At 63.9% G+C, this 20,909-nt stretch carries 19 protein-coding genes; 2 read left to right on the top strand and 17 right to left on the bottom strand.

Translation table 11 applies throughout. The features are described 5' to 3' along the window. Nucleotides 1–741: 741 nt before the first annotated feature. From EHH60_RS13320 to EHH60_RS13390, 15 genes are all read right to left on the bottom strand, one after another. The gene (locus tag EHH60_RS13320) at nt 742–1,779 is read right to left on the bottom strand and encodes a patatin-like phospholipase family protein (RefSeq protein ID WP_124159914.1); all 1,038 of its coding nucleotides are present in this window, start codon (nt 1,777–1,779) and stop codon (nt 742–744) included. Beyond that, nucleotides 1,776–2,705 (bottom strand): polyphosphate kinase 2 family protein, encoded by a 930-nt coding sequence (locus tag EHH60_RS13325; RefSeq protein ID WP_124159915.1) that lies wholly within the window; start codon nt 2,703–2,705, stop codon nt 1,776–1,778. The genes EHH60_RS13320 and EHH60_RS13325 overlap by 4 nt, the downstream gene beginning before the upstream one ends. Next, entirely contained in the window at nt 2,665–3,684 is a 1,020-nt protein-coding gene (locus tag EHH60_RS13330) for a branched-chain amino acid ABC transporter permease (RefSeq protein ID WP_124159916.1), read from the bottom strand. The genes EHH60_RS13325 and EHH60_RS13330 overlap by 41 nt, the downstream gene beginning before the upstream one ends. After that, on the bottom strand, nt 3,681–4,562 hold the full coding sequence (locus tag EHH60_RS13335; RefSeq protein WP_124159917.1) for a branched-chain amino acid ABC transporter permease: 882 nt from the start codon (nt 4,560–4,562) through the stop codon (nt 3,681–3,683). Before EHH60_RS13335 ends, EHH60_RS13330 begins: the two co-directional genes overlap by 4 nt. Before the next feature lie 5 nt (nt 4,563–4,567). Continuing rightward, a complete protein-coding gene (locus tag EHH60_RS13340) occupies nt 4,568–5,272 on the bottom strand; it encodes an ABC transporter ATP-binding protein (protein ID WP_124159918.1) in 705 nt (234 codons plus the stop codon). Nucleotides 5,273–5,275: 3 nt separating this feature from the next. After that, nucleotides 5,276–6,043 carry an ABC transporter ATP-binding protein gene (locus tag EHH60_RS13345; protein WP_124159919.1) on the bottom strand — a complete coding sequence of 256 codons (768 nt, stop codon included), beginning with the start codon at nt 6,041–6,043 and terminating at the stop codon, nt 5,276–5,278. Between the two features lie 15 nt (nt 6,044–6,058). Next, complete coding sequence (locus EHH60_RS13350; protein ID WP_124159920.1) at nt 6,059–7,369, bottom strand: ABC transporter substrate-binding protein; 1,311 nt, start codon at nt 7,367–7,369, stop codon at nt 6,059–6,061. A 94-nt stretch (nt 7,370–7,463) separates the two neighbouring features. Further along, on the bottom strand, nt 7,464–8,168 hold the full coding sequence (locus tag EHH60_RS13355) for an NUDIX hydrolase (protein WP_124159921.1): 705 nt from the start codon (nt 8,166–8,168) through the stop codon (nt 7,464–7,466). Between the two features lie 30 nt (nt 8,169–8,198). Beyond that, nucleotides 8,199–9,224 carry an ABC transporter substrate-binding protein gene (locus tag EHH60_RS13360; RefSeq protein WP_199751439.1) on the bottom strand — a complete coding sequence of 342 codons (1,026 nt, stop codon included), beginning with the start codon at nt 9,222–9,224 and terminating at the stop codon, nt 8,199–8,201. A 233-nt stretch (nt 9,225–9,457) separates the two neighbouring features. Further along, on the bottom strand, nt 9,458–10,231 hold the full coding sequence (locus EHH60_RS13365) for an anti-sigma factor family protein (protein WP_124159923.1): 774 nt from the start codon (nt 10,229–10,231) through the stop codon (nt 9,458–9,460). After that, nucleotides 10,228–10,749: a sigma-70 family RNA polymerase sigma factor gene (locus tag EHH60_RS13370; protein ID WP_124159924.1), complete on the bottom strand. Its 522-nt coding sequence runs from the start codon at nt 10,747–10,749 to the stop codon at nt 10,228–10,230. Before EHH60_RS13370 ends, EHH60_RS13365 begins: the two co-directional genes overlap by 4 nt. A 39-nt stretch (nt 10,750–10,788) precedes the next feature. Further along, on the bottom strand, nt 10,789–12,258 hold the full coding sequence (locus EHH60_RS13375) for a YncE family protein (protein WP_124159925.1): 1,470 nt from the start codon (nt 12,256–12,258) through the stop codon (nt 10,789–10,791). 11 nt (nt 12,259–12,269) lie between these two features. Beyond that, the gene (locus EHH60_RS13380) at nt 12,270–12,806 is read right to left on the bottom strand and encodes a DUF305 domain-containing protein (RefSeq protein WP_199751440.1); all 537 of its coding nucleotides are present in this window, start codon (nt 12,804–12,806) and stop codon (nt 12,270–12,272) included. Nucleotides 12,807–12,907: 101 nt separating this feature from the next. Further along, a complete protein-coding gene (locus tag EHH60_RS13385; RefSeq protein WP_124159927.1) occupies nt 12,908–13,696 on the bottom strand; it encodes an ABC transporter permease in 789 nt (262 codons plus the stop codon). Then, complete coding sequence (locus EHH60_RS13390; RefSeq protein ID WP_124159928.1) at nt 13,696–14,514, bottom strand: ABC transporter ATP-binding protein; 819 nt, start codon at nt 14,512–14,514, stop codon at nt 13,696–13,698. The genes EHH60_RS13385 and EHH60_RS13390 overlap by 1 nt, the downstream gene beginning before the upstream one ends. Before the next feature lie 129 nt (nt 14,515–14,643). On the opposite strand from EHH60_RS13390, the gene EHH60_RS13395 reads away from it, so the two are divergent. Together EHH60_RS13395 and EHH60_RS13400 are read left to right on the top strand one after the other, a co-directional pair. After that, nucleotides 14,644–15,426 carry an ATP-binding cassette domain-containing protein gene (locus EHH60_RS13395; RefSeq protein WP_124159929.1) on the top strand — a complete coding sequence of 261 codons (783 nt, stop codon included), beginning with the start codon at nt 14,644–14,646 and terminating at the stop codon, nt 15,424–15,426. Continuing rightward, nucleotides 15,423–16,979 carry a glycine betaine ABC transporter substrate-binding protein gene (locus EHH60_RS13400; RefSeq protein ID WP_124159930.1) on the top strand — a complete coding sequence of 519 codons (1,557 nt, stop codon included), beginning with the start codon at nt 15,423–15,425 and terminating at the stop codon, nt 16,977–16,979. Before EHH60_RS13395 ends, EHH60_RS13400 begins: the two co-directional genes overlap by 4 nt. A gap of 154 nt (nt 16,980–17,133) precedes the next feature. On the opposite strand, the gene EHH60_RS13405 is transcribed toward EHH60_RS13400, so the two are convergent. Together EHH60_RS13405 and ilvC are read right to left on the bottom strand one after the other, a co-directional pair. After that, nucleotides 17,134–18,846 carry a sulfatase-like hydrolase/transferase gene (locus EHH60_RS13405; RefSeq protein WP_124159931.1) on the bottom strand — a complete coding sequence of 571 codons (1,713 nt, stop codon included), beginning with the start codon at nt 18,844–18,846 and terminating at the stop codon, nt 17,134–17,136. Nucleotides 18,847–19,878: 1,032 nt separating this feature from the next. Continuing rightward, nucleotides 19,879–20,898, bottom strand: a complete 1,020-nt coding sequence (ilvC, locus tag EHH60_RS13415) for a ketol-acid reductoisomerase (protein WP_027577255.1) — start codon at nt 20,896–20,898, stop codon at nt 19,879–19,881. Nucleotides 20,899–20,909 lie beyond the last annotated feature (11 nt).

The following is a 20,909-nucleotide window of genomic DNA, read 5'->3' on the forward strand; positions in this document are numbered from 1 at the left end:
GTGTCGGAAGTTGGCCTTTGAGGCGACATTCTCTTGGCATTTGCCGCAATGCAAGATCAGGAGCCGGCGTCGGCGAAACACCGCGCACGCAAGAACCTCCGCGCGCGCAAAGGCCTCTCCCGTCATTGCGAAACGACGGCGAGGAGGGGAAGCAAGGAATGTGATGAAGGCTCATCGCGGCGGCCTTCGTCACGGCCATCAGACGCGATCGGTGTGATGAGAAATACAGCGCCGGGAAGGTAGGGGCTTTGCCTCACTGATGCAGCCCGCTAAACCTTGTCCCGGCGTGCCGTTCGCGGTTTTTGCCGCTATGCGATAGTCCGAACGAGCTCCATCGCAATTAACGCGGCTGGATTTGCGGAGGTGGCGTCATAGACCTCCCCTTGCTCATGAGGTGGACCTTGCGTGTCGCTTGTTTGCGACCCTCGGCATGGTCCTCCTGCGACACAAAACTGTCAAGCGGGATCAAAGGCGCAAAGGATCACAATTGAACGCGCGAGTTCCTTGGACGGCCGCGCCCGATCGTGAGTTGCAGCACCTCGCAATCAGGAGCATTCGCGCGCCGGGCGAGGACATTGAGCGAGACAGCCGGCACGGTGACACCATGCCACTGTTTTGCCCGACGACGCAAACGGATTTCGCAAAATCCGCATCACGGATGATGGGCCCGATAAGCCATTGATTCCGCTATGCCCGGCTACTGTGCATGGGGTTGTTTTCGCGGTTTTGTCGATGGCCGGCCTAGAGAAACATCTCCGCGAGGTCGACCGTCGAGGCCTTTCCGATCTGGTCGAAGTTTCGCGCCAGCCAGCTTCGCGCCGCCGCGCGGCCCTCGTCGCGCAGGCGGCACAACAGGCTCCATTCGGGATGGAATTGCGTGGCCGTGCCGAGCTCCGACATCAACGCGTCGTTGCCGATCCAATGCATGTACATGCGGCTGTGCTTGTTGCTGTCGAGTTCGCCGTCGTCGATCAGCCGGGTGGCGAAAGCGATCGCGCGCATCTCGCGCATCAAGGACGAATTGAAGCTGATCTCGTTGATGCGGTGGAGGACGTCCGCGGCACTGGCCGGCAGCTCGTCGCGCCGGATCGCCGTCACCTGCACGATGACGACGTCGTGACTGCCCTTGCGGTAGATCAACGGATAGATCGCGGGATTGCCGAGATAGCCTCCGTCCCAGTAATGCTCGCCATCGATCTCGACGGCCTGGAAATAGGGCGGCAGGCAGGCTGAGGCGAGCACGGTTTCCGCCGTCAGCAGCGGGCTCTGGAACACCTTGATCTTGCCGGTGCGGACGTTGGTGGCGTTGAGAAACAGCTGCGGCGCCTCGGGCGAGGAATTGAGCCGGTCGAAATCGACCACGCGCTGCAGCAGCGCTCGGAGCGGATTGAAATGAAACGGATTGAGCAGGTTCGGCGGCAGCGTGTGTGTCAGCGTATGGATGAATGCGTGGACCGGATGATATTCCGGCGGCAGCTTCAGGGCCTGGATCCACTGGTTCAACGGCGACATCAGATCGTACGCCATGTCCATGCGCGACACTTCGTACCAGAATGCGTGCAGGCTCTCCCGCGCGGCCTCAGCGCCTCCATGCGCCATGCCGGAGGCCATCGCCACCGCATTCATCGCGCCGGCACTGGTCGCACTGATCGCCTCGATCGCGAGCCTGCCGTCCTTGAGCACCTGGTCGAGCACGCCCCACACGAAGGCGCCGTGCGCGCCGCCGCCCTGGAGCGCGAAGTTGACGTCCTTGCAGTTCGTGGTCCCGCTGGCTGTCACTTTGCTTGCTTCTTGCCTCCCGTCCCTTCTTTCTCCAGCGCCTGGCGCACCTGCTTGAACTCTTCCAGAGAGCCCCTGTCGGCGCTGGGGAAGCGCAAGTCGAGCTTTTCGAGCGCCGCGTTGATCACCGAGCCGATCACGACGCGGGCGAACCATTTGTGGTCGGCGGGCACGACGTACCAGGGCGCGTGGGGCGTCGCCGTGTGGCGGACGATGTCCTGATAGACCGCCTGGTAACGCGGCCACAGCGCGCGCTCCTTGATGTCGTCCATCGAGAACTTCCACTGCTTGGCCGGGTCCTCCAGCCGCTCGAGAAAGCGCTTGCGTTGCTCCTCTCTGGAGACGTTGAGGAAGAATTTCAGCACGACGGTGCCGTTGCGGCAGAGATAGCGCTCGAAGGCCGAGATGTCCTCGAACCGCTCCTTCCAGATGTGCTTGGTCACGAGCTTTGGCGGCAGCTTCTCCTTGGCGAGAATCTCCGGATGCACGCGCGTCACCAGGCATTCCTCGTAGTGGGAGCGGTTGAAGATGCCGATACGCCCGCGCTCGGGCAGCGCGATCATATGGCGCCAGAGGAAATCATGGTCGAGCTCCTTGCTGCTCGGTGCCTTGAAGGCATGAACCTCGCAGCCCTGCGGATTGATGCCCTCGAAGATCGCCTTGATCGCAGAATCCTTGCCGCCGGCGTCCATCGCCTGGAACACGATCAGGAGCGACCAGCGGTCCTGCGCGTAAAGCTTCTCCTGAAACTCGATCAGCCGCTTCTTGTTCGAATCGAGGACCGTCTGCGCCTTCTCCTTGTCGAGATCGCCCCTCTCGTCGGTCTTGTGGTCCTTGAGGTGAAACTTGCCCGAACCATCGTGGCGGAATGGCGAGATGTAGCGGTCAAGTTCCTGGGCGAGCGATTTGGACGACTTCTTGTTCATGAGCGCGGGGCACCTTGCGTTGCGGCTTCAATCGGTCGAGCAAGCTACCAAGGATGCCCTTGGGAAGGAATATGATGAAAAGGACGAGCAGCACGCCGTAGACGAGGTTGTCCCAGCCGACCGCCTTGGTGCCGAAGCCGATGCGCAACGCCTCGGCCAGCAGAATGGTGATGATGGCGCCGACGGTCGGACCGAGCGAGACGAACAGGCCGCCGACGATGGCCGCGAACACCATCTGGAGCGATACCGCGATGCCGCTCACCGTGTCGGGCGTGATGAACATCTGGTACTGGCAGTAGATCGCGCCGGCAAGCGCCGTCATCAGCGCGCTGAGCAGCGTGATCTTCAGCTTCTCCGCAGTGACATCGACGCCGGCCGCAGCCGCGGCGTCCTCGTCCTCCGAGATCGCCTCCAGCGCATAGCGGGCCATGCTGCGATCGACCCAGTGCCAGACCACGATGCCGAAAAGCCAGATCCCGAGCGCGATCAGGTACCAGGTCGTCTTGTCGTCGAATTGCAGCGCCAGCAGCTTGTTGCCTGAGGTCCGGTTCGGCGTGTAGCCCAGCGAGCCGCCGGTGTAGTCGCGCGTCGCGGTGATGACCTGGAGCACGATGCCTGACAGCGCCAGCGTCACCAGCACGAAATAGTGGCCGGTGATGCGGAAGCGGAAGCAGGGATAGCCGACGATCAGCGCCAGCGCGCCGGCCGCCACCATGCTGATGGGAATGCCGATCCAGGGCGACAGGCCGAGATGATTCCAGAGCAGCGCCGTGACATAGGCGCCGATCCCCATGAAGCCGCCATGGCCGAGCGAAACAAGGCCGAACCGGCCCATCATCGACCACGAGGTGTAGGCAAACGACCAGATCAGGATCAGCACCAGAATGTGCAGATGATAGGGATCGCGATAAACGAAGGGCAGCGCGACCAGCGCCGCCAAGCCTATTCCCCAGGCCGCAAGCCGCCCCTGCCCTATCATCGGCGCCTCACAAGCAGGCCCGCGGGCCGGATGAACATCATGACGATGAAGAAGGCAAAGGCGAGCACATAGCCCCATTCGAGATCGGAGAACAGGCCGCCGAGCGAGATGATCTCGGCGAAGACGAAGGCGGCGATGAAGCCGCCGATGAAATTGCCGAGGCCCCCAAGCACGCAGATCAGGAAGGTGATCGGCCCGAACGACAGGCCGACGAACGGATGCACGTCATATTGCAGCACCAGGAGGCAGGCGGCGAGCCCGGCGAGCGCGCCGCCCAGCGCCGAGGTGATCAGATAGATCCGCCGGGTGTCGACGCCCATCAAGGCCATGATCTGCCGATCCTGGGAGATGGCGCGGATCGCAGTGCCGGTGAAGGTGCGCGTCATGAACAGATAGACGGCGACCATGCCGACCAGCGCGGCCACGAACGAGAGCAGTCGTGCGTAGCTGAAATTCATGTCGCCGAAGGCCAGCACCGGCAGGCGGATGCCCAGATTGCGGAAGTCGATGCCGAAGGCGACCGTGGCAAAGCTCTGCAGCACGAACAGCACCCCGCCGGTCGCGAGCAGCTGGTTTATCGGCGGCGCAGTCAGCAACGGCGCGATCACGAGATAGTGCAGCGCCGCGCCAAGCACCGCGACCAGCAGGATGGTGAGCGGCGCGGCGACGAAATAGCTGATCCCGTAGTACTGCACCATGAAATACATGCCGTACATGCCGATCATCACGAGCTCGGCATAGCAGATCCACGTGACGTCGATGACGCCGAAGATCAGATTGAGACCTAGCGCGAGCAGCGCCAGCACGCCGCCGAGCAGGATGCCGTTGATCACGGCCTCCAACAGGTAGATGTCGAAAATGTCCAGGAATGCCTGCATGCCCGTCACACCCCGAGATACGCTTCCTTGACCGTGTCGCTCGCCAGCATCTCAGCCGAGGTGCCGGACGCCCTGATCGTGCCCGCCTCGATCAGATAGGCGCGGTCGACCACCTTCAGCACCTGCTGCACGTTCTGCTCGACGATCAGCACCGTCAGGCCGCTGGCGCGGATCCGTTTCACCAGCTCGAACACCTGCTGCACCACGACCGGCGCGAGCCCCGCCGAAGGCTCGTCGAGCAGCAGCAGCTTTGGATTGGACATCAGCGCACGACCGATCGCGCACATCTGCTGTTCGCCGCCGGACATGGTGCCCGCCATCTGGTGGCGGCGCTCCTTGAGGCGCGGAAACAGCTCGAACACGACTTCGAGCCGCTCGGCATAGTGCCCGCGCGCCTCTTTCATAAAGGCGCCCATCTTGAGATTGTCATCGACTGTGAGCTGCGGAAACAGCCGGCGGTTCTCCGGCACATGCGCGATGCCGAGGCTGACGATCTTGTGCGCCGGCGTCGCCACGACGTCGACACCTTCCATCCTGACTGACCCGCGCGAGGGACGGATCAGGCCGGAGATGACGCGCATCAAGGTGGTCTTGCCCGCGCCGTTCGGGCCGATGACGCCGACCGCCTCGCCGGCCCTCACATCGAGGGCGACGTCGAATAGGGCCTGAAAGGTGCCGTATCCGGCATTGACGCCGCGAAGCTCCAGCATCGGCTACCCTCCCGCCCGGCGGCGCGCTTCGGCGGCCGCGGCCTGCGTGGTCTCGGCATCGGTGCCGAGATAGACCTCGATCACGCGCGGATCGCCGGCAACGGCACTGGGAAGCCCCTCAGAGATCTTCTCGCCGTGATCGAGCACCATGACGCGGTCGACGACGCGCATCAACACGCCCATGATGTGCTCGACCCAGATGATAGTGATGCCGAGCTCGTCGCGGATGTTGCGCAGCATGTCCGCGGCCTGATCCATCTCGGCCTCGTCGAGACCGCCGAGGCTCTCGTCGGCCAGCAGCAGCTTCGGCGCGGTGGCGAGCGCCTTGGCCAGCTCGAGCTTCTTCAGCCCTGCTGCGCCGAGCCCATCGACGCTGGCATGGCGATCGGTGGGCAGGCCGACCATGGCAAGCGAGCGCTCTGCCGCCTCTTCCGCCCTGGCGCGGCTGTGGCGGCCCTGGCCGTAGAAGCCGGCAAGCGCGACGTTCTCGAAAATGGTCAGGCGGCGGAAGGGGCGCGGAATCTGGAAGGTGCGGCCGATGCCGCTGTTGATGATCCGATGCGGCGCGAGGCCCGCGATCTCGTGGCCGCCGAACAGGATCGAGCCCGATGTCGGCGCCAGCGTGCCGGAGAGCATGTTGAAGATCGTGCTCTTGCCCGAACCGTTGGGGCCGATCAGGCCGAGGATCTCGCCCTCGTCGACCTTGAACGATACGTTGTTCACGGCGGTGAAGCCGCCGAACCGCTTCACCAGCCCGTTCACTTCCAGCACCGCCGCTCTCCGCCGCTACTGGTTGCTGTAGGTGGTGCCTTTCGGCAGCGGCAGCACCGCCTCGCGCTGCGCCTGGCTCTTGGGCCACACCACGTAGGATTTGTCGTCGACGTACTGGATCACGACGGGAAACGAGCGCTCGTTCTGGCCGGCGATTGGCGAGCCCTCGCCGTGGAATTTGACGCCAAAGCCGAGCATGGTGCCGCCTTCGGGTATGTCGGTGTCGAGTGCGGCCTTGCGCAGGGAGTCGGGATCTATGCCGCCATATTTCTTGATCGCTCGCGGCAGTACGTCGGTCAGGAATAGGTAGGTGTTGGACGCAGCCATGCCGACGTGAGCCGAACGTATGGCGACGCCCGGCTTGCGCTTGTCGAACTCCTCGCCAACCGCCTTGATGATCGGCGGAAGCTTCGGATCCATGCTCTTCTGGTTGGCGAGCCAGATCGAGATCGGATCGGTGTTGAAGAAGTAGTTTACATCGGCGCCCAGGCCTTCTTTCAGCTTCTCATAGACCCCGTAGCCGGCGCCATGTCCCACCAGTGCACCGAACTTCAGCCCTTGTTCGCGAGCTTGCCGGAGCAAAAGAGTGATATCGGGATTGTAGCCGGTGTGGAAGATCACATCCGGCTTGGCCCGCTTCAGCTTGGTGACTAGCGCAGACAGATCCGGGGCCGTGGCCGAATATCCCTCCCTCAGCACGATGTTGAAGCCGGCCTTCTTGGCACCGGCTTCATTGCCTTTGGCGACGTCGACGCCGTAGGCGCCGTCCTCATGGATGATGGCGACCCGCAGGTCCTTCGGATCCTTGCCCAACTTTTCCTTCGTGTTCTGCGCGATGAAGTCCATCGTCATCATGCCGAACTGATCGCCGGAGGCCTGCGGCCGAAACACGTATTTGTAGTTCTTGTTCTCCAGCACCGCGGACGAAATGCAGGTCGTGATCCACATGAACTTCTTCAGCTGCTCGACGCGCGCTGCCACCGGCACGCACTGCGCCGAGGAAAAGAAGCCGAGCAGCATGTCGACCTTTTCCTGCTCGATCAAACGGATCGCTTCATTGATGGCGACGTCCGGCTTGCTCTGAGCATCGGCATAGATCGCCTCGATCTTGTAGCCCTCGACATCCCTAGCGCTGTACTGATCCAGCATGATTCTTGCGCCGGTATATTGCAGCTCCGAGCCGCCGCCGGCGAGCGGGCCGGTCAGATCATAGATGACACCGATCTTGATCTTCTTCTCCTGAGCCTGGGCGGACGCCGCCAGGCCCGTCGCGGCAATCGCGACCAACACCCCGCGTACCAAACGGATAGCCATGCGCAGGCGCATCAGAACCTCCCTGGACGATTGTGCATCGCAGTCTTGTTGCTTTTGCTTTTTGCCCATCACATGGGCTGGGCGCGGCGATGTCAAGCCTCGCGCATCAGCGCGACGCGAACTGGCGCTCGACGAAGGCCGTGACAAATCGCGGCATGGACGGCCTGAGATCACCCATGTCGCGCACGAGATGAATGGCCGACAATTCAGGCTCGTCGTCACGTGCGAGATTGGCTTCGATCCGGGCACGGGCCTCTTCGCCCGGCATGTCCAGGTTGAGGATCTGAATCATCGCAATCGCACGGCCGGAGACGACGCAGTGCCAGTCCGCCTCCGCCGCGTAGTCGTCGGCGGTCAGCCCGGTCTCTTCCGCGATCTCGCGGACGACGCTGCCGGGAACGTCGAGGGCGCCATCCCTGACGTCCCCAAGGTCGGGCGTGCCCGAAGGGAAATAGATGCGGCCGGCATTGGCAGTGTGCTGTGCCATCTCGCCCATGATGAAGGCGTTGTCGGTCGTGCGTAGCGCACCCATGCCGAAACCGTTGAACACGGCTGTATCGGGGAAGCCCCAGTCGCGCCAAGCGAGGAAGCTGGCGAAATCGGTCTCGAAATAGGTCGCGGCGAAATGGTTGCCCGTGAACACGGGATCGCGTCCAAGCAAGACGCGGCCGTTCCAGATCTTCGGCCGCTCGCGCTGCTTTTCGGCGAAATGCGCCGCGATCTCGGCGCGCCGTTCCTCCGCGAACGGCCAAACGATCGGCCTCACCGCAAGTTCAAGCGTCGTGACGCGATGAATGACAGGTGACGTCATGACCGGGCGACTATCACGCCTTCGCGTCGGCTATTTGGCATTCCCCGTGGTCTTCTTGGCCTGGTCGACGAATTTGTTGGTGAAGGTCTTGCTGACGTCGATCTTGGCGTTGGCGACCTCGGGCGAGCCGACGCTGAACACCGCGAGCACGGCGTCGGCGCCCTTCGGGTCCATCTTGCCGGTTTCCGAGAACATCGGGATCGTGTTCTTCAGCGCGGCGAGATAGAGGTCCTTGTTCTTGCCGACCGTCTCTTCCGGCATCTTCGCCATGATCTCCTCGGGGCTGTGCGAATGGATCCAGGCGAGCGTGGCGAGGATCGCATTGGTGAGCGCCTGCGTCTCCTTCTCGTGGCCGTTGATCCAGGCCGCGGTCGAATACAGCGCGCCCCCCGGGTATTCGCCGCCGAACGTCTCGAGCGTGTCCTTCTGGGTGCGGGTGTCCGAGAGGATGCGAAGATCCTTGTGGCTGCCCTGAAGCACGGTCACCGAAGGATCGAGCATCACGGCCGCATCGATCTGGCCCTGCTGCATGGCGGCAACCGCAGTGGCGCCAAGGCCGACGCCGATCACCGCGGTGCCGGCGGGATCGAGCCCGTTCTTCTTGAGCATATATTTGAGGAAGAAGTCGGTGGAGGAGCCGGGCGCGCTGACGCCGACCTTCTTGCCTGCGAGATCCTTGACCGACTTGATATCATTGGTGCGCGAGGGCGCGACCACCAGCACGAGGCCGGGGTAACGGTCATAGACCACGAAGGACTGCAGCTCCTGCTTTTTGGCCGCGAGATTGACGCAATGGTCGAAATAGCCGGAGACCACGTCGGCGCTGCCGCCGAGCACGGCCTTCAGCGCGTCCGAGCCGCCCTTGAGGTCGACCAGCTCGACATTGAGGCCCGCCTTCTCGTATTCGCCGAGCTGCTTGGCCAGGACCGTGGGCAGGTAGCACAGGCAGGAGCCGCCGCCGACCGCGATGGTCACCTTGCTTTGCGCCGCGGCAAGCGAGGTGGTGAGCGTCAGCGCGAGCAGCGCGCCGGCGAGCCTGGCAATCGTATTCTTCATCGGTTTCCTCCGTTCGGCCGGCGGCACCATAGAGCAGCGGGATGGGCTTGAGAAGCACTCCTGGGTGGGCTGGCCGCCGGCCCTTCGACGCAATCGCATGCGGCAGACAGGAACGATTCCCGATGAGGAGGATCAAGACGCCGCCGAGGGCGCCTGACGACGTCACGTTGCCGAATTGAGGCCTCGCGATTAGGCTCGCGCCGACGCGCGGGCCCGTTTCGTGAATTTCGCCGCTAGATCGAGCGCGCCTGCTTCCGGATCTCGTTCGCGATCGGCCTGAGGGTGTCTGTCGGAAGCTGGCCGACGAGGGTATAGCCGAGGCCGTCATCTATCCAGGCAAAACCCGCGACGTTGCCGGACGACTGCGGCATCATCGGCGCATCCTGATTGCGGCTGCTCATCGGACGCGTCAGCACCACGAGGCGATCGCCGCGATCGTCGTCGTACATGAACATCGCGGCCGGACCGTGCGAGGTAGCGACCAGGCGCCCGCCCATCAGCCGATAGCCCGAGACGGAGAGGTCCGGTACCTTGACCGGCTGTTTCAGCCGGTTGGATATCCATTGGGTGAGCTCTGCGCTGTCGGACGCCCGTATCTCGACCGGGCGCACGCGATCCGGTGCGTAGACGCCATAAGTATAGGCTGCTTCATTGGCCAACGCGGAGAGTCCGTTCGAACTGTCCTGCACTACGCTGCGCATCGTCCATCCGCCGAGGCCTCCGATACCTAGAAGCAACATCGCAGCGATTGCCCGCCACGCCCGCAGGGGACGGCGCTTCCGGCTCTCGATGATGTGCGACAGGTTCAATTCCGCGGGCAATGGCTCGTCGGCGATTGACGCGAGCGCGCCACGCAGCTGCTCGCGCTGGTTGGCGAAGTCCGCAACGCGGTTGGCGACATCGGGATGCTGGTCCAGATAGGATGCGACCTCGGCGCGACGCTCGGGCTCGAGCGCCTGGTCCACGTAGGCGTGGAGATCATCCTCCGTGATCGGCCGCTGGCTCATTTCAAGCTCCGCAATGCGACGACGTTCCTCGGCCCCACCGCATCCATCTCCTGCTGCAACCGCTCCCGTGCGCGCGACAGGCGCGACATCACGGTGCCCACCGGAACGCCGAGAACTTTCGCAGCATCCGCGTAGGAGAGATCCTCGACTGCGACCAGCAGCAAGACCGCCCGTTGCTCTTCCGGCAGCCGTGCAAGCTTGCTCAGGACGTCCCGGTAGATCAGTCTTTGTTCCTGCGCTGCCGCACTGACAAGCTCCTGCTCACCCGCATCGTCGATCGGCATATGCCTTCCCCGCACCGTGGCTTGGCGGAATTGCGTGATCGCCAGATTGTGAAGGATGGTGAAGAGCCATGCGTGGACGCTGCCATCGCGCCGCTGATGCCAGCGGCTGACGGCGCGCTCCAGGCAGTCCTGGACCAGATCGTCAGCCGCCGCGCGATCGCGCATGAGCACACGCGCATAGCGGCGGCGGAGCGCGGGGATCAGCGGCTCGACCTGAACCAGCATATCCTTCATGACGCGCTCCGCCTCATCTCGGTTGATGCCTGCCGAACGTCATCGCGCCTCGATTTGAATGACGTCGCCCGGCATGGCCGCGTCGCCGGACGCAATCACCAGATATCGCCTGGCAGCCACGGCAGACTGGTCGACGATCTGCCGGATCGGACCGGCCGCGTTGACGATGGCCGATCCGGCCGGATTGGTCATGAACGCCGCCAATGGCTGCAGCGGCCCGCTTCCATCGCCATGGTCCGCCAGCGCCAGCACATATTTCTGCCTGGGCTGAAGTCCCGTCACCGAAGCCTGCAGGACCTGTATCAGGCCCTGATCGAACAACGACACGCTGGTCGGCGCTTGGCCGCCCCCCGCATCACCCTTCGATACAAGCGCGAGATGAGCAACCTGGCCGGCAACCCCGAGAGCCTGCAGGTTTTTGCGGTCATCCGGGTCAGCCGCGGCGTTCGGGACATAGGCGATCGCCTGCGGCGCCTGGCCGATCGGAACGTTCGCAATTACCTTGTTGGTTGCCGTATCGATAGCCGCAAGCGCGTCGGCATTCTCCAGCCCGACATAGATGCGAGTCCCGTCGCCGGACGGCCACACACCGTGCGGAAGACTACCGACCGGGATCGTCGCGACCTGCGAGAAGTCGTCGGTTCGGAACACCTTCACTTCGTTCAGGCCACCGACAGTGACATAGGCAAACGTGCCCTTGGCCGTATGCGCGAAGTTGACGTGATTTGTGATCGGGCCGGTTTCAATGGTTTTGATCGCATTGAACGGCGGCCTTGCGTTGAACACTTGGGTCCGGCCCACGTCTTTCAGCGTGAACCACACTTGGTTCCCATCCGGCGTCGCCGCGATGTTTGGGCAGAATGGGCTCTCCTGCTTCACCCTCGCGATGATCTTGTGCTCGGCAACAGCGACCACGTCAGTCTCGGGATTGAAGGACGAGCAGATGTAGCCATACTTGCCGTCGGGTGAGAAAATCTGCATGCCGGGCCCGTTCGGGGTCGTGATGCGGGTCTTCTCCTTGAAGCTGGTCGTGTCGATGACCGAGATGTAGTTTTCGCCGCGAACGGTGACCCACACCTCCTTGCCGTCCGGCGTGTAGAACGCCTCGTGTGGCGACCTCCCGACGTAGGTCACGTGCTTGACCGCGTTGGTCGCGGTATCGATGAAACTCACGGAGTTCGAACCGATCGAGACCACGGCGAGCGTCTTGTGATCCGGCGAGAACCCCATGCCGTGCACGAGGACCTGGCCCTTGTAGAGCGGGCTAAAATTGCCGGGTTGCGGGTCGCCCAGCCGGATCACGCCGAGCAGCTTGTTGTCGACGGGGTCAGTGACCGAAACCGTATTCGAGAATTGTTCTGCGGCGTACACGCGGTCGTGGTGGCTGATCGGAATATCGGGGACGGACAGCGCGCCCGGTGCCTGCCCCGCCCATGCAGCGGATCCGCCCGCAAGCATCGTGGCGGCCAGGAAAATGCTTCTCACAACCCTGCATTTCGATGTGCTCATGTATGTCGCTCCTACTTCTTCATTCCGGCGGGCATATCCATCTGCATGCCCGAATGTTGATGAACGTTGGCCACCGGAGCGGATGCCGGTTGCGTCGGAGCAGGTGCGGTGTCCGAGGCCGGCTCGCCTAGGGCTAGCTTCATGGCCGCGATCTCCTGCATCTGATCGACAATGATTTCCTGAGCGATGCGCCGCAGCTGCTCGTTCTTGCCATAGCGCAATTCGATTACTGCCATGTCGATCGCGCCCTGATGATGCGGATTCATCATTGCGACGAAATCGCGATCGACGTCGCCGGTCGGCTTGACCGCCATGTCGTTCATCATCTTGGTCATAGCGGCTTCATTTTCTTCCAGAAATGCCCGCTCCTCCGTGCTCAGCGCGGCCGGCGGGCTGGCCGGATGGGACTCATGCGCGAACGCGAGCGGTGGCACAGCGAACGCGAGGAGAATGCGCGCGGCGAGGAACGCCGCGCCGAAGCCGGACCGGCGCCATCGACATCTGGCTGAGAGCGCCGCTACGGCGCAGCGAAACTGTGACGGGTACATCAAGAACTCCCATGCGGGTGGTCGCATGGGGGTTTGACGCGCGGCGGCGCCTTCTATTCCGGCCCGCCGATCACATAAATGTCAGCGCGCAACGAGGCGGCTTAACCACGCCCATCCGACGCGGTCGGCCGCCACACCAGCAGCCGCCGCTCCATCAGCGTGACGCCGAAGTCGATCAGGATGACGAAGGCCGAGAGCACGAACATGCCGGCGAACACGCCGGCAACGTCGAACACGCCCTCGGCCTGCTGGATCAGATAGCCGAGCCCCGCCGCCGATCCCAGATATTCGCCGACGACGGCGCCGACCACGGCGAAGCCGACCGAAGTATGCAGCGAGGAGAACATCCACGACAGGGCCGACGGCCAATACACGTGCTGCATCAGCTGCCGCTCGCTCATGCCGAGCATGCGACCGTTGTCGAGCACCGTGCGGCTGACCTCTTTCACGCCCTGGTAGACGTTGAAGAACACGATGAAGAACACCAGCGTCACGCCGAGCGCGACCTTGGACCAGATGCCGAGCCCGAGCCACAGCGCGAAGATCGGCGCCAGCACGACGCGCGGCAGTGCGTTGATCATCTTCACGTAGGGGTCGAACACCGCGGCGACCAGCGGCTGGCGCGCGAACCAGAAGCCGACCAGCACACCGCCAAGGGATCCGATCACGAAGGCGAGGATCGATTCCGCGAGCGTGATGCCGAGATGCTTCCAGATCACGCCGGAGGAAAACCACTTCACGATCTGGCTGAACACGTCGACAGGATTGGAGAAGAAGAACGGCGGCGACAGGATCTTGCCGAAGACCGGCACGGTGGCGAGCAATTGCCAGAGTGCGAGGCAAACGATGGCGACCAGGATCTGCAACGCCAGCAGCGTCACGCGCGACATCAGACCGCCTCCGCCGCCTGGGTGGATTGCGCGTAGCCCTTCATCACCTCATCCTTGAGCACGCTCCAGATCTCGCGATGGAGCGCATGAAACTCCTTGTCGAGCCGCACCTCGAAGATATCGCGCGGGCGCGGCAAGCTCACGCGCCAGTCGCCGATGATGCGCGAGGACGGCCCGGCCGACATGATCACGACACGGTCGGCGAGCGCGATCGCCTCTTCCAGATCGTGGGTGACGAACAGCACGGCCTTGCGGTCGGCGCTCCAGAGATCGAGCAGCAGGTTGCCCATGACCTGACGGGTCTGCGCATCGAGCGGCCCGAACGGCTCGTCCATCAAGAGGATCTTGGGATCGCGGATCAGCACCTGGGCCAGGGCGACGCGCTTGCGCTGGCCACCGGAGAGCATGTGCGGATAGCGGCCCGCAAAGGCACCGAGGCCGACGGAGGTCAGCCATTTTTGCGCTTGCGGCAGCGCATCAGTGCGCGGCGTGCCCTTGATCTCGAGCCCAATCGCGACATTGTCGAGCGCGGTCTTCCAGGGGAACAGCGCGTCGGCCTGGAACAGGTAGCCGGCATCCCGGTTCAGCCCCGCCAGCGGCCGGTCGAAGATCCGGACGCTGCCGGCGGCGGGCTTGAGCAGCCCTGCCGCAACGTTGAGCAGCGTCGATTTCCCGCAGCCGGTCGGGCCGACGATGGCGACGAACTCGCCCTGGGCGACCATGAGATGAGCCTTCTCGACTGCCGTATAGACCCGCCCGTCCCCGAGGCGGAACGCGACCTTGGCATCTTCCAGCGCCACCGCCGTGGGCGTCGTCATGTGCTTCCTCCGAATTCAAGCCGATGCCTTAGCCGCTCGCGCGGCCAAGTTCAATCAAGGGCCCAAGCGTGCTACGCATGGGGCCCGTCACCCCGCCCCTCAGAGGCAACCGAGCCGAGCGCACGTCTGATGCCGTCCAGTCCCATGATTGGCTATGCACACGCCACCAAGAGCTTCGGCTCCCTCAAGGCTCTGGACGATGTATCGATCGAGATCGCCGAGGGCGAGTTTGTGGCGATCGTCGGCGGCTCGGGTTCGGGCAAGACAACGCTGCTGCGGCTCGCCAATCGGCTGACCGAGGCCGACGGCGGCACCATCACCGTCGAGGGCGCGGACGTGAGAGACGTCGATCCGGTCGCGCTGCGGCGGCGGATCGGCTACGTCTTTCAGAGCGGCGGGCTGTTCCCGCATCTGACCGTCGCCGACAATATCGGGATCACACCGAGACTGCTGGGTGTGTCGGCGGCGGATATCGCGGCGCGTGTCGACGAGCTGCTCGACCTGGTGCAGCTCGACCGTGCCGCGCATCGCGACCGTCTGCCGGAAGCGCTCTCCGGCGGCCAGCGTCAGCGCGTCGGCGTAGCGCGGGCGCTTGCCGCAAGGCCTCGCATCGTGCTGATGGACGAGCCGTTCGGCGCGCTCGATCCCCTCACCCGCGATGCGCTCGGCGACGACTATCGTTCGCTACATCGCAAGCTCGGCCTGACCAGCGTGATGATTACTCATGACATGACGGAGGCTATCTTGCTCGCCGACCGCATCGCAGTGATGCGCAGCGGACAGCTGCTCGCACAGGGCACGCCCAATGAGCTCGCCAAGAGCGGCGACGCCTACGTGCTTGAGCTGCTGCGCACGCCGCGGCGCCAGGCCGAGCGGCTGAATGCGCTGCTGCCGAAGAGCGGTGCGGCATGAGCCTCCTCGCCGATCCACGCTGGGGCGAGGCGCTGGCTCATCTGCCCGATTATCTCGGAAACCATGTGCGGGTGAGCCTTGCCGCACTGGCGCTCGGTCTCGCCGTCAGCCTGCCGCTGGCCATCCTCACGCGCAATCGCCCGGCGCCGCGCGGTCTCCTGCTCGCGTTCGCCAGCATCGTGCAGACCGTGCCTGGACTGGCGCTGCTTGCGCTGTTCTATCCGCTGCTGCTCGCGGCGGCCTCGGTCGCACTGGCCTGGTTCGGCGTCTCCTTCTCCGCTTTCGGCTTCCTGCCGGCGATGCTGGCGCTGGCGCTCTATTCGATGCTGCCGGTGCTCCGCAACAGCATCACCGGGCTCAACGGCATCGATCCCGCGCTGATCGAAGCCGCCAAGGGCGTCGGCATGACCGGGCGCCAATCGCTTCTGATGGTCGAGCTGCCGCTGGCGCTCCCGGTGATGATGGCGGGCATCCGCACCGGCGCTGTGTGGGTGATCGGCACCGCGACGCTGTCGACCCCGATCGGGCAGACCAGCCTCGGCAATTACATCTTTGCCGGGCTCCAGACCCAGAACTGGGTATTCGTGCTGTTCGGCTGCCTGGCCTCTGCCCTGCTCGCGCTCGCTGTCGATCAGCTGCTCGGCCTGATCGAGAACGGCCTGCGTCGTCGCAGCCGTCTGCGCGCAGCGCTCGGCTGCGCCGGGATCGCGGCCCTCCTTGCCGCAACGCTGGTGCCGACGATGGGGCGCTCCTCGCAGGGCTACGTCGTCGGCGCCAAGACATTCGCCGAGCAATATGTGCTGTCGGCGCTGCTCAGGGACCGCCTCCAGGTCGCCGGCCTGTCCGCGACGGCGCGCTCGGGCCTAGGTTCGAGCGTGATCTTCGGGGCGCTGAAGGCCGGCGACATCGATCTCTATGTCGACTATTCCGGCACGCTTTGGGCCAACCAGCTGCATCGCACCGACATCAAGCCCCGCACCGAGTTGCTCGCGGAACTCAAGACGGCGCTCGCCAAGGACAACATCACCCTGCTCGGCGACCTCGGCTTCGAGAACGCCTATGCGCTGGTGATGCCGAGGAAGCGCGCCGAGGCGCTCGGCATCCGCACCATCGCCGATCTCGCCGCACACGCATCGACGATGTCGATTGCCGGCGACTACGAATTCTTCTCGCGACCCGAATGGGCGGCCCTGCAAAAGACTTACGGCCTTTCGTTCCGCGCCCAACGCCAGATGCAGCCGGATTTCATGTATGCGGCCGCCGCCAGCGGCGAGGTTGACTTGATCGCCGGCTACACCAGTGACGGCCTGATCGCGAAGTACGAGCTCGTCGCACTCGACGATATCAGGCACGCAATTCCGCCCTACGACGCCATCCTGCTGCTCGCGCCGAAACGCGCCCGCGACGAGCGATTGCAGGCGGCGCTGCGGCCGCTGCTCGGCAAGATCGACATCGCCACCATGCGCGAAGCGAATTTGCGCGCCAGCGGCAACGACGCGAATTCGTCGCCCGATGCGGTGGCGAAGTGGCTGTGGGAGAAGATCAAGCAGTAGATTGGCGGCAAGCCCCGTCATCCTGAGGTGCGAGCTGCGCGGTGCATAGCACCGTGTGGCGAGCCTCGAAGAATACGGCCGCGATGCAGCCGGGCCGTACATCCTTCGAGGCCTCCGCTACGCTCCGGCACTTCAGGATGACGGTAACAAAAAACTACAATCCCCTGATCATCCCCGCGTCGATCAGCAGCCGGTTCAGCCGCCGTGCCTCGGCGCCGTCCTTGCAGCCGTAGAAGATGCCCTTGCAGCGGACCATGATCTCCTTCTGCTCGGCGAAGGACGGGTCGAGCGGAATGCCGGCGGCTTCTTGGATCACCAGCGGCAGATAGGGGCCGTCGATCGTGTCCATCACGGCCGCGCTCTTCAGCGGCTCGAAATTGACGGCGTCGATCGCATAATAGGTCGCGTAGAGACGCGGATCGTAATTGTCCAGCTTCTTGCCGAGAGCGCCCTCGTCGAGCCCGGGCTCGAGGATCTGCGGTGCGAATTCCGGCTGGTGATCGCCGTAGCGCACGATCAGGAAGCGCTCGCCCGGAAAGTTCTTCTTCAGCCCGGCGACGAAGACCTTGTACTGCTCGGCGCTCATGGCCTGCCGGCGCAGATATTCGTCGATCGACGGCGCATTGCCCGGCGCGCGCCAGGTTGGCAGCAGGTCGGGGCGGAAGCGCGTCTCCCAGGGGAAATGATTGGCGCCGAGATAGATGAAGGTGAACAGCGGCTTGTTCGGCGGCTGCTGGCCCATCAGTTGGAGCGCCTTGTCGTAGAAGAAGCTGTCGGGTTCGACATCCTTCGCGCCGAGGTCTTTCGAATCGAGAAAGCGCTCGATGCCGGTCGTCATCTGGAAGCTGCGCGCGCCCATGAAGCCGCCATTGGCGGGATAGAGCGACAGCGTGTCGTAGCCACAGCGGCGCAGCGCCAGTGGCAGGCCGCGCTCAACCCGGCTCGATGCAATGCGCGTCACGAAATAGGCGAAGCGTCCGAACGAGCGCGACGAGAGCCCCGCGAGCACGTTGTATTCGGTGAACCAGCTCGGTCCGCCATTGCTCTCGGCCAGGAACGTGCGCTGCTTGCCGTCCCAGGACTTGAAGTGGCTGCCATAGCCCTGTGGCACCTTGATGCCCTGCGCCGTGCGGATGTCGAAGCTCGATTCATCATGGATCATGATGATGTTCGGCCGGCGGCCGGCCGGATGGCAGGCGTCGACCAGCGGCACGTTGAGCCGTTCACTGCTCGAAGCGGCCGCCTCCATGAGGCCGTACTGCGCGAAATCCGACACCGCGCTGACGCCCGAGCGGAAGAATTTCGAGAGATAGCCGTCGTCGTAATAGCTGCGCCAGGCTTCATCCGGATGGTAGAGCGAATACCCCACAAGCCCGGCGAGGCAGGCGAGCTTGCAGGCCAGCGCCGGCAGACGGCGGACGCGGAACGGGTCGAGCCACCATAGCGAATACATCAACGGCAGCGTGACCAGGCCGGCCAGAATCACCGACCAGCGCAAGTTCGGGAAGATCGTGAACAGGAACGCGACGGTGTCGCGGTCGATCATCATCAGGTCGATGAAGTTGACTGTCATCTGCACGACCGCGTGCTTGAGCTGTGACAGCAACACCAGCACGACGACCATGGTCAGCGACAGTGCGCCCGAGAGCGCCGGCCGCCGCAGCAGCGTGATCCAGAAGAAGTTCAGGGTACCCCAGGCGAGCGCAAAGGACAGGCGCGAGCCGAAATCGGTCTCGGTCTTGTACATCAGCGCGAGAGCAGCGAGATGCGGCGCTGCGACCGCGAGCAGGCGCCAGATGCCGAGCGCGGCGACGCTCGCCAGCACGGCGGTCGCGGCAGAAGGACCTGGATTGGGCGCGGACGCCATCGAAAATACGCTGAACTTCAAGTCCGGCCCTGTGACACGTCTGACCGGCCGGTCAGGGCGTCCGGCGCAGCCGGAAGCCTGCACCGTGTCATAAAACTGTAACGGAATGGTCAAGGACAGGCAACGCGCGGGGCGGCCCGGCCTTCGCTTAATGTTAGCGAGCGGCGAAGCTGCTACGGCTTGGCAACGCCTGCGACGAACAGGTCGAGCCCCTCGTGCGCCACCCGCTCGATTTCACGCTCCTCCAGGCGCCAACGCCATGGGCGAAATGGCTCGTGGTGGAGACGATATGGAGATGCGCGGGATCGCGCCGTGGCCCAGCGCCATCTCGAACTTGTCACGAAAGCGCCGCTGCGCCCCCTTCGCCACGGCCATCAGGGCGTCGCGCTTTTCGGGAGTGCCGCAACGGCGCTCCCGGCGACACTGCCGCCCGGCACGCGGCCTCACGGACGGAGATCTCTATTCCCTCCGCCGCGAGTTGCAGCGCAGCATCGAATCAGCACGCGGCAGCGGCAACACGGCCCCGATCAGGTGGCGCATCGGCTCCGGCGGGATCTGATGGCGTACCTTGGGACCCGCCGCGGTCAGCGCTCGATCACGATTTCGGCGATGCGCTCGGCCGGTATGCAGCGGCCTGGCCCTCAGTGGACGCGAGATGAGAATGCGGATGAAGAGCCGAATCCTTGCCCCCTGAAGACGCAGAGGTTTTGATGTTCGGAATGCAGGGAGAAAGTGAGACAAACGCCGCAATACCAAAAATGTGGTTTAAAAGTCGGTTCTTCGCGTTCAGGCTGCGCGTCAACCCGCGAAGAAATTGAACGAAGCAGCAATGCTTCGGGCGGGACAGAAAGAGCGAGACCACTGTTTGCGATCTCGCTCGATCATAGCCGCGAAGATTTAAGATTTGGTTTGGCGAGCAAGGTTGCGTTTCGTCCGTCATCCGGGGCGCGCTTTAGCGCGAACTCGGAATCTCGATCCACAACCTCTGGATTCCGGGTTGCGCTTCGCGCCCCCGGAATGACGGCGTAGCCGTCAGTTCTTGCTCTTGTCGACCAGCGCGCCCTTCTTGATCCAAGGCATCATGTCGCGCAGCTTGGCGCCGACTTCCTCGATCGGGTGCGCGGCGAGCTTGGCGCGGGTCGCCTTGAACGAGGTCTGGTTGACCTTGTTCTCGAGCATCCAGTCGCGCGCGAACTTGCCGCCCTGGATGTCGGCAAGAACCTTCCGCATCTCCTTCTTGGTCTCGTCGGTGATGATGCGCGGACCGGTGACGTACTCGCCGTATTCGGCGGTATTGGAGATCGAGTAGTTCATGTTGGCGATGCCGCCTTCATAGATCAGGTCGACGATCAGCTTCACTTCGTGCAGGCACTCGAAATAGGCCATCTCCGGCGCGTAGCCGGCTTCGACCAGGGTCTCGTAGCCGCCCTTGATCAGTTCGACCAGGCCGCCGCAGAGCACGACCTGCTCGCCGAACAGATCGGTCTCGCACTCTTCCTTGAAGGTGGTCTCGATGATGCCGGCGCGGCCGCCGCCGATGGCGGAGGCGTAGGACAGGCCGAGGTCATGGGCGTTGCCCGAGACGTCCTTGGCGATCGCGATCAGGCAGGGCACGCCGCCGCCGCGCTGATACTCCGAGCGCACGGTGTGGCCGGGGCCCTTCGGCGCGATCATCAGCACGTCGAGATCGGCGCGCGGATCGAGCAGGTTGAAGTGAACGTTGAGGCCGTGGGCGAACACGAGGGCCGCGCCCTTCTTCATGTTGTCGTGCAGGTGCTCGCGGTAGATGTCGCCCTGAAGCTCGTCCGGCGTCAGCATCATGACGAGGTCGGCCCATTTGGCGGCTTCGGCGACTTCCAGCACCTTGAAGCCGGCAGCTTCCGCCTTCTTGGCCGAGGCCGAACCCTTGCGCAGTGCAATGGCGACTTCCTTGACGCCGGAGTCCTTCAGGTTGAGCGCATGGGCGTGGCCCTGGCTGCCATAGCCGACGATGGCGACCTTCTTGCCCTTGATCAGGTTCAGGTCGGCGTCGCGATCGTAATAAACACGCATGGTCGTTTCCT

It is taken from the genome of Bradyrhizobium sp. RP6 (assembly GCF_003837805.1).
Taxonomy (GTDB): Bacteria; Pseudomonadota; Alphaproteobacteria; order Rhizobiales; family Xanthobacteraceae; genus Bradyrhizobium.

Excerpts from the sequence above, each read along its gene's own strand:
- EHH60_RS13325 (WP_124159915.1), bottom strand. The coding sequence starts at position 2,705 with ATGAACAAGAAGTCGTCCAAATCGCTCGCCCAGGAACTTGACCGCTAC.
- EHH60_RS13330 (WP_124159916.1), bottom strand. The coding sequence starts at position 3,684 with ATGATAGGGCAGGGGCGGCTTGCGGCCTGGGGAATAGGCTTGGCGGCG.
- EHH60_RS13335 (WP_124159917.1), bottom strand. The coding sequence starts at position 4,562 with ATGCAGGCATTCCTGGACATTTTCGACATCTACCTGTTGGAGGCCGTG.
- EHH60_RS13340 (WP_124159918.1), bottom strand. The coding sequence starts at position 5,272 with ATGCTGGAGCTTCGCGGCGTCAATGCCGGATACGGCACCTTTCAGGCC.
- EHH60_RS13350 (WP_124159920.1), bottom strand. The coding sequence starts at position 7,369 with ATGCGCCTGCGCATGGCTATCCGTTTGGTACGCGGGGTGTTGGTCGCG.
- EHH60_RS13355 (WP_124159921.1), bottom strand. The coding sequence starts at position 8,168 with ATGACGTCACCTGTCATTCATCGCGTCACGACGCTTGAACTTGCGGTG.
- EHH60_RS13360 (WP_199751439.1), bottom strand. The coding sequence starts at position 9,224 with ATGAAGAATACGATTGCCAGGCTCGCCGGCGCGCTGCTCGCGCTGACG.
- EHH60_RS13365 (WP_124159923.1), bottom strand. The coding sequence starts at position 10,231 with ATGAGCCAGCGGCCGATCACGGAGGATGATCTCCACGCCTACGTGGAC.
- EHH60_RS13370 (WP_124159924.1), bottom strand. The coding sequence starts at position 10,749 with ATGAAGGATATGCTGGTTCAGGTCGAGCCGCTGATCCCCGCGCTCCGC.
- EHH60_RS13375 (WP_124159925.1), bottom strand. The coding sequence starts at position 12,258 with ATGAGCACATCGAAATGCAGGGTTGTGAGAAGCATTTTCCTGGCCGCC.
- EHH60_RS13380 (WP_199751440.1), bottom strand. The coding sequence starts at position 12,806 with ATGTACCCGTCACAGTTTCGCTGCGCCGTAGCGGCGCTCTCAGCCAGA.
- EHH60_RS13385 (WP_124159927.1), bottom strand. The coding sequence starts at position 13,696 with ATGTCGCGCGTGACGCTGCTGGCGTTGCAGATCCTGGTCGCCATCGTT.
- EHH60_RS13390 (WP_124159928.1), bottom strand. The coding sequence starts at position 14,514 with ATGACGACGCCCACGGCGGTGGCGCTGGAAGATGCCAAGGTCGCGTTC.
- EHH60_RS13395 (WP_124159929.1), top strand. The coding sequence starts at position 14,644 with ATGCCGTCCAGTCCCATGATTGGCTATGCACACGCCACCAAGAGCTTC.
- EHH60_RS13400 (WP_124159930.1), top strand. The coding sequence starts at position 15,423 with ATGAGCCTCCTCGCCGATCCACGCTGGGGCGAGGCGCTGGCTCATCTG.
- EHH60_RS13405 (WP_124159931.1), bottom strand. The coding sequence starts at position 18,846 with ATGGCGTCCGCGCCCAATCCAGGTCCTTCTGCCGCGACCGCCGTGCTG.
- ilvC (WP_027577255.1), bottom strand. The coding sequence starts at position 20,898 with ATGCGTGTTTATTACGATCGCGACGCCGACCTGAACCTGATCAAGGGC.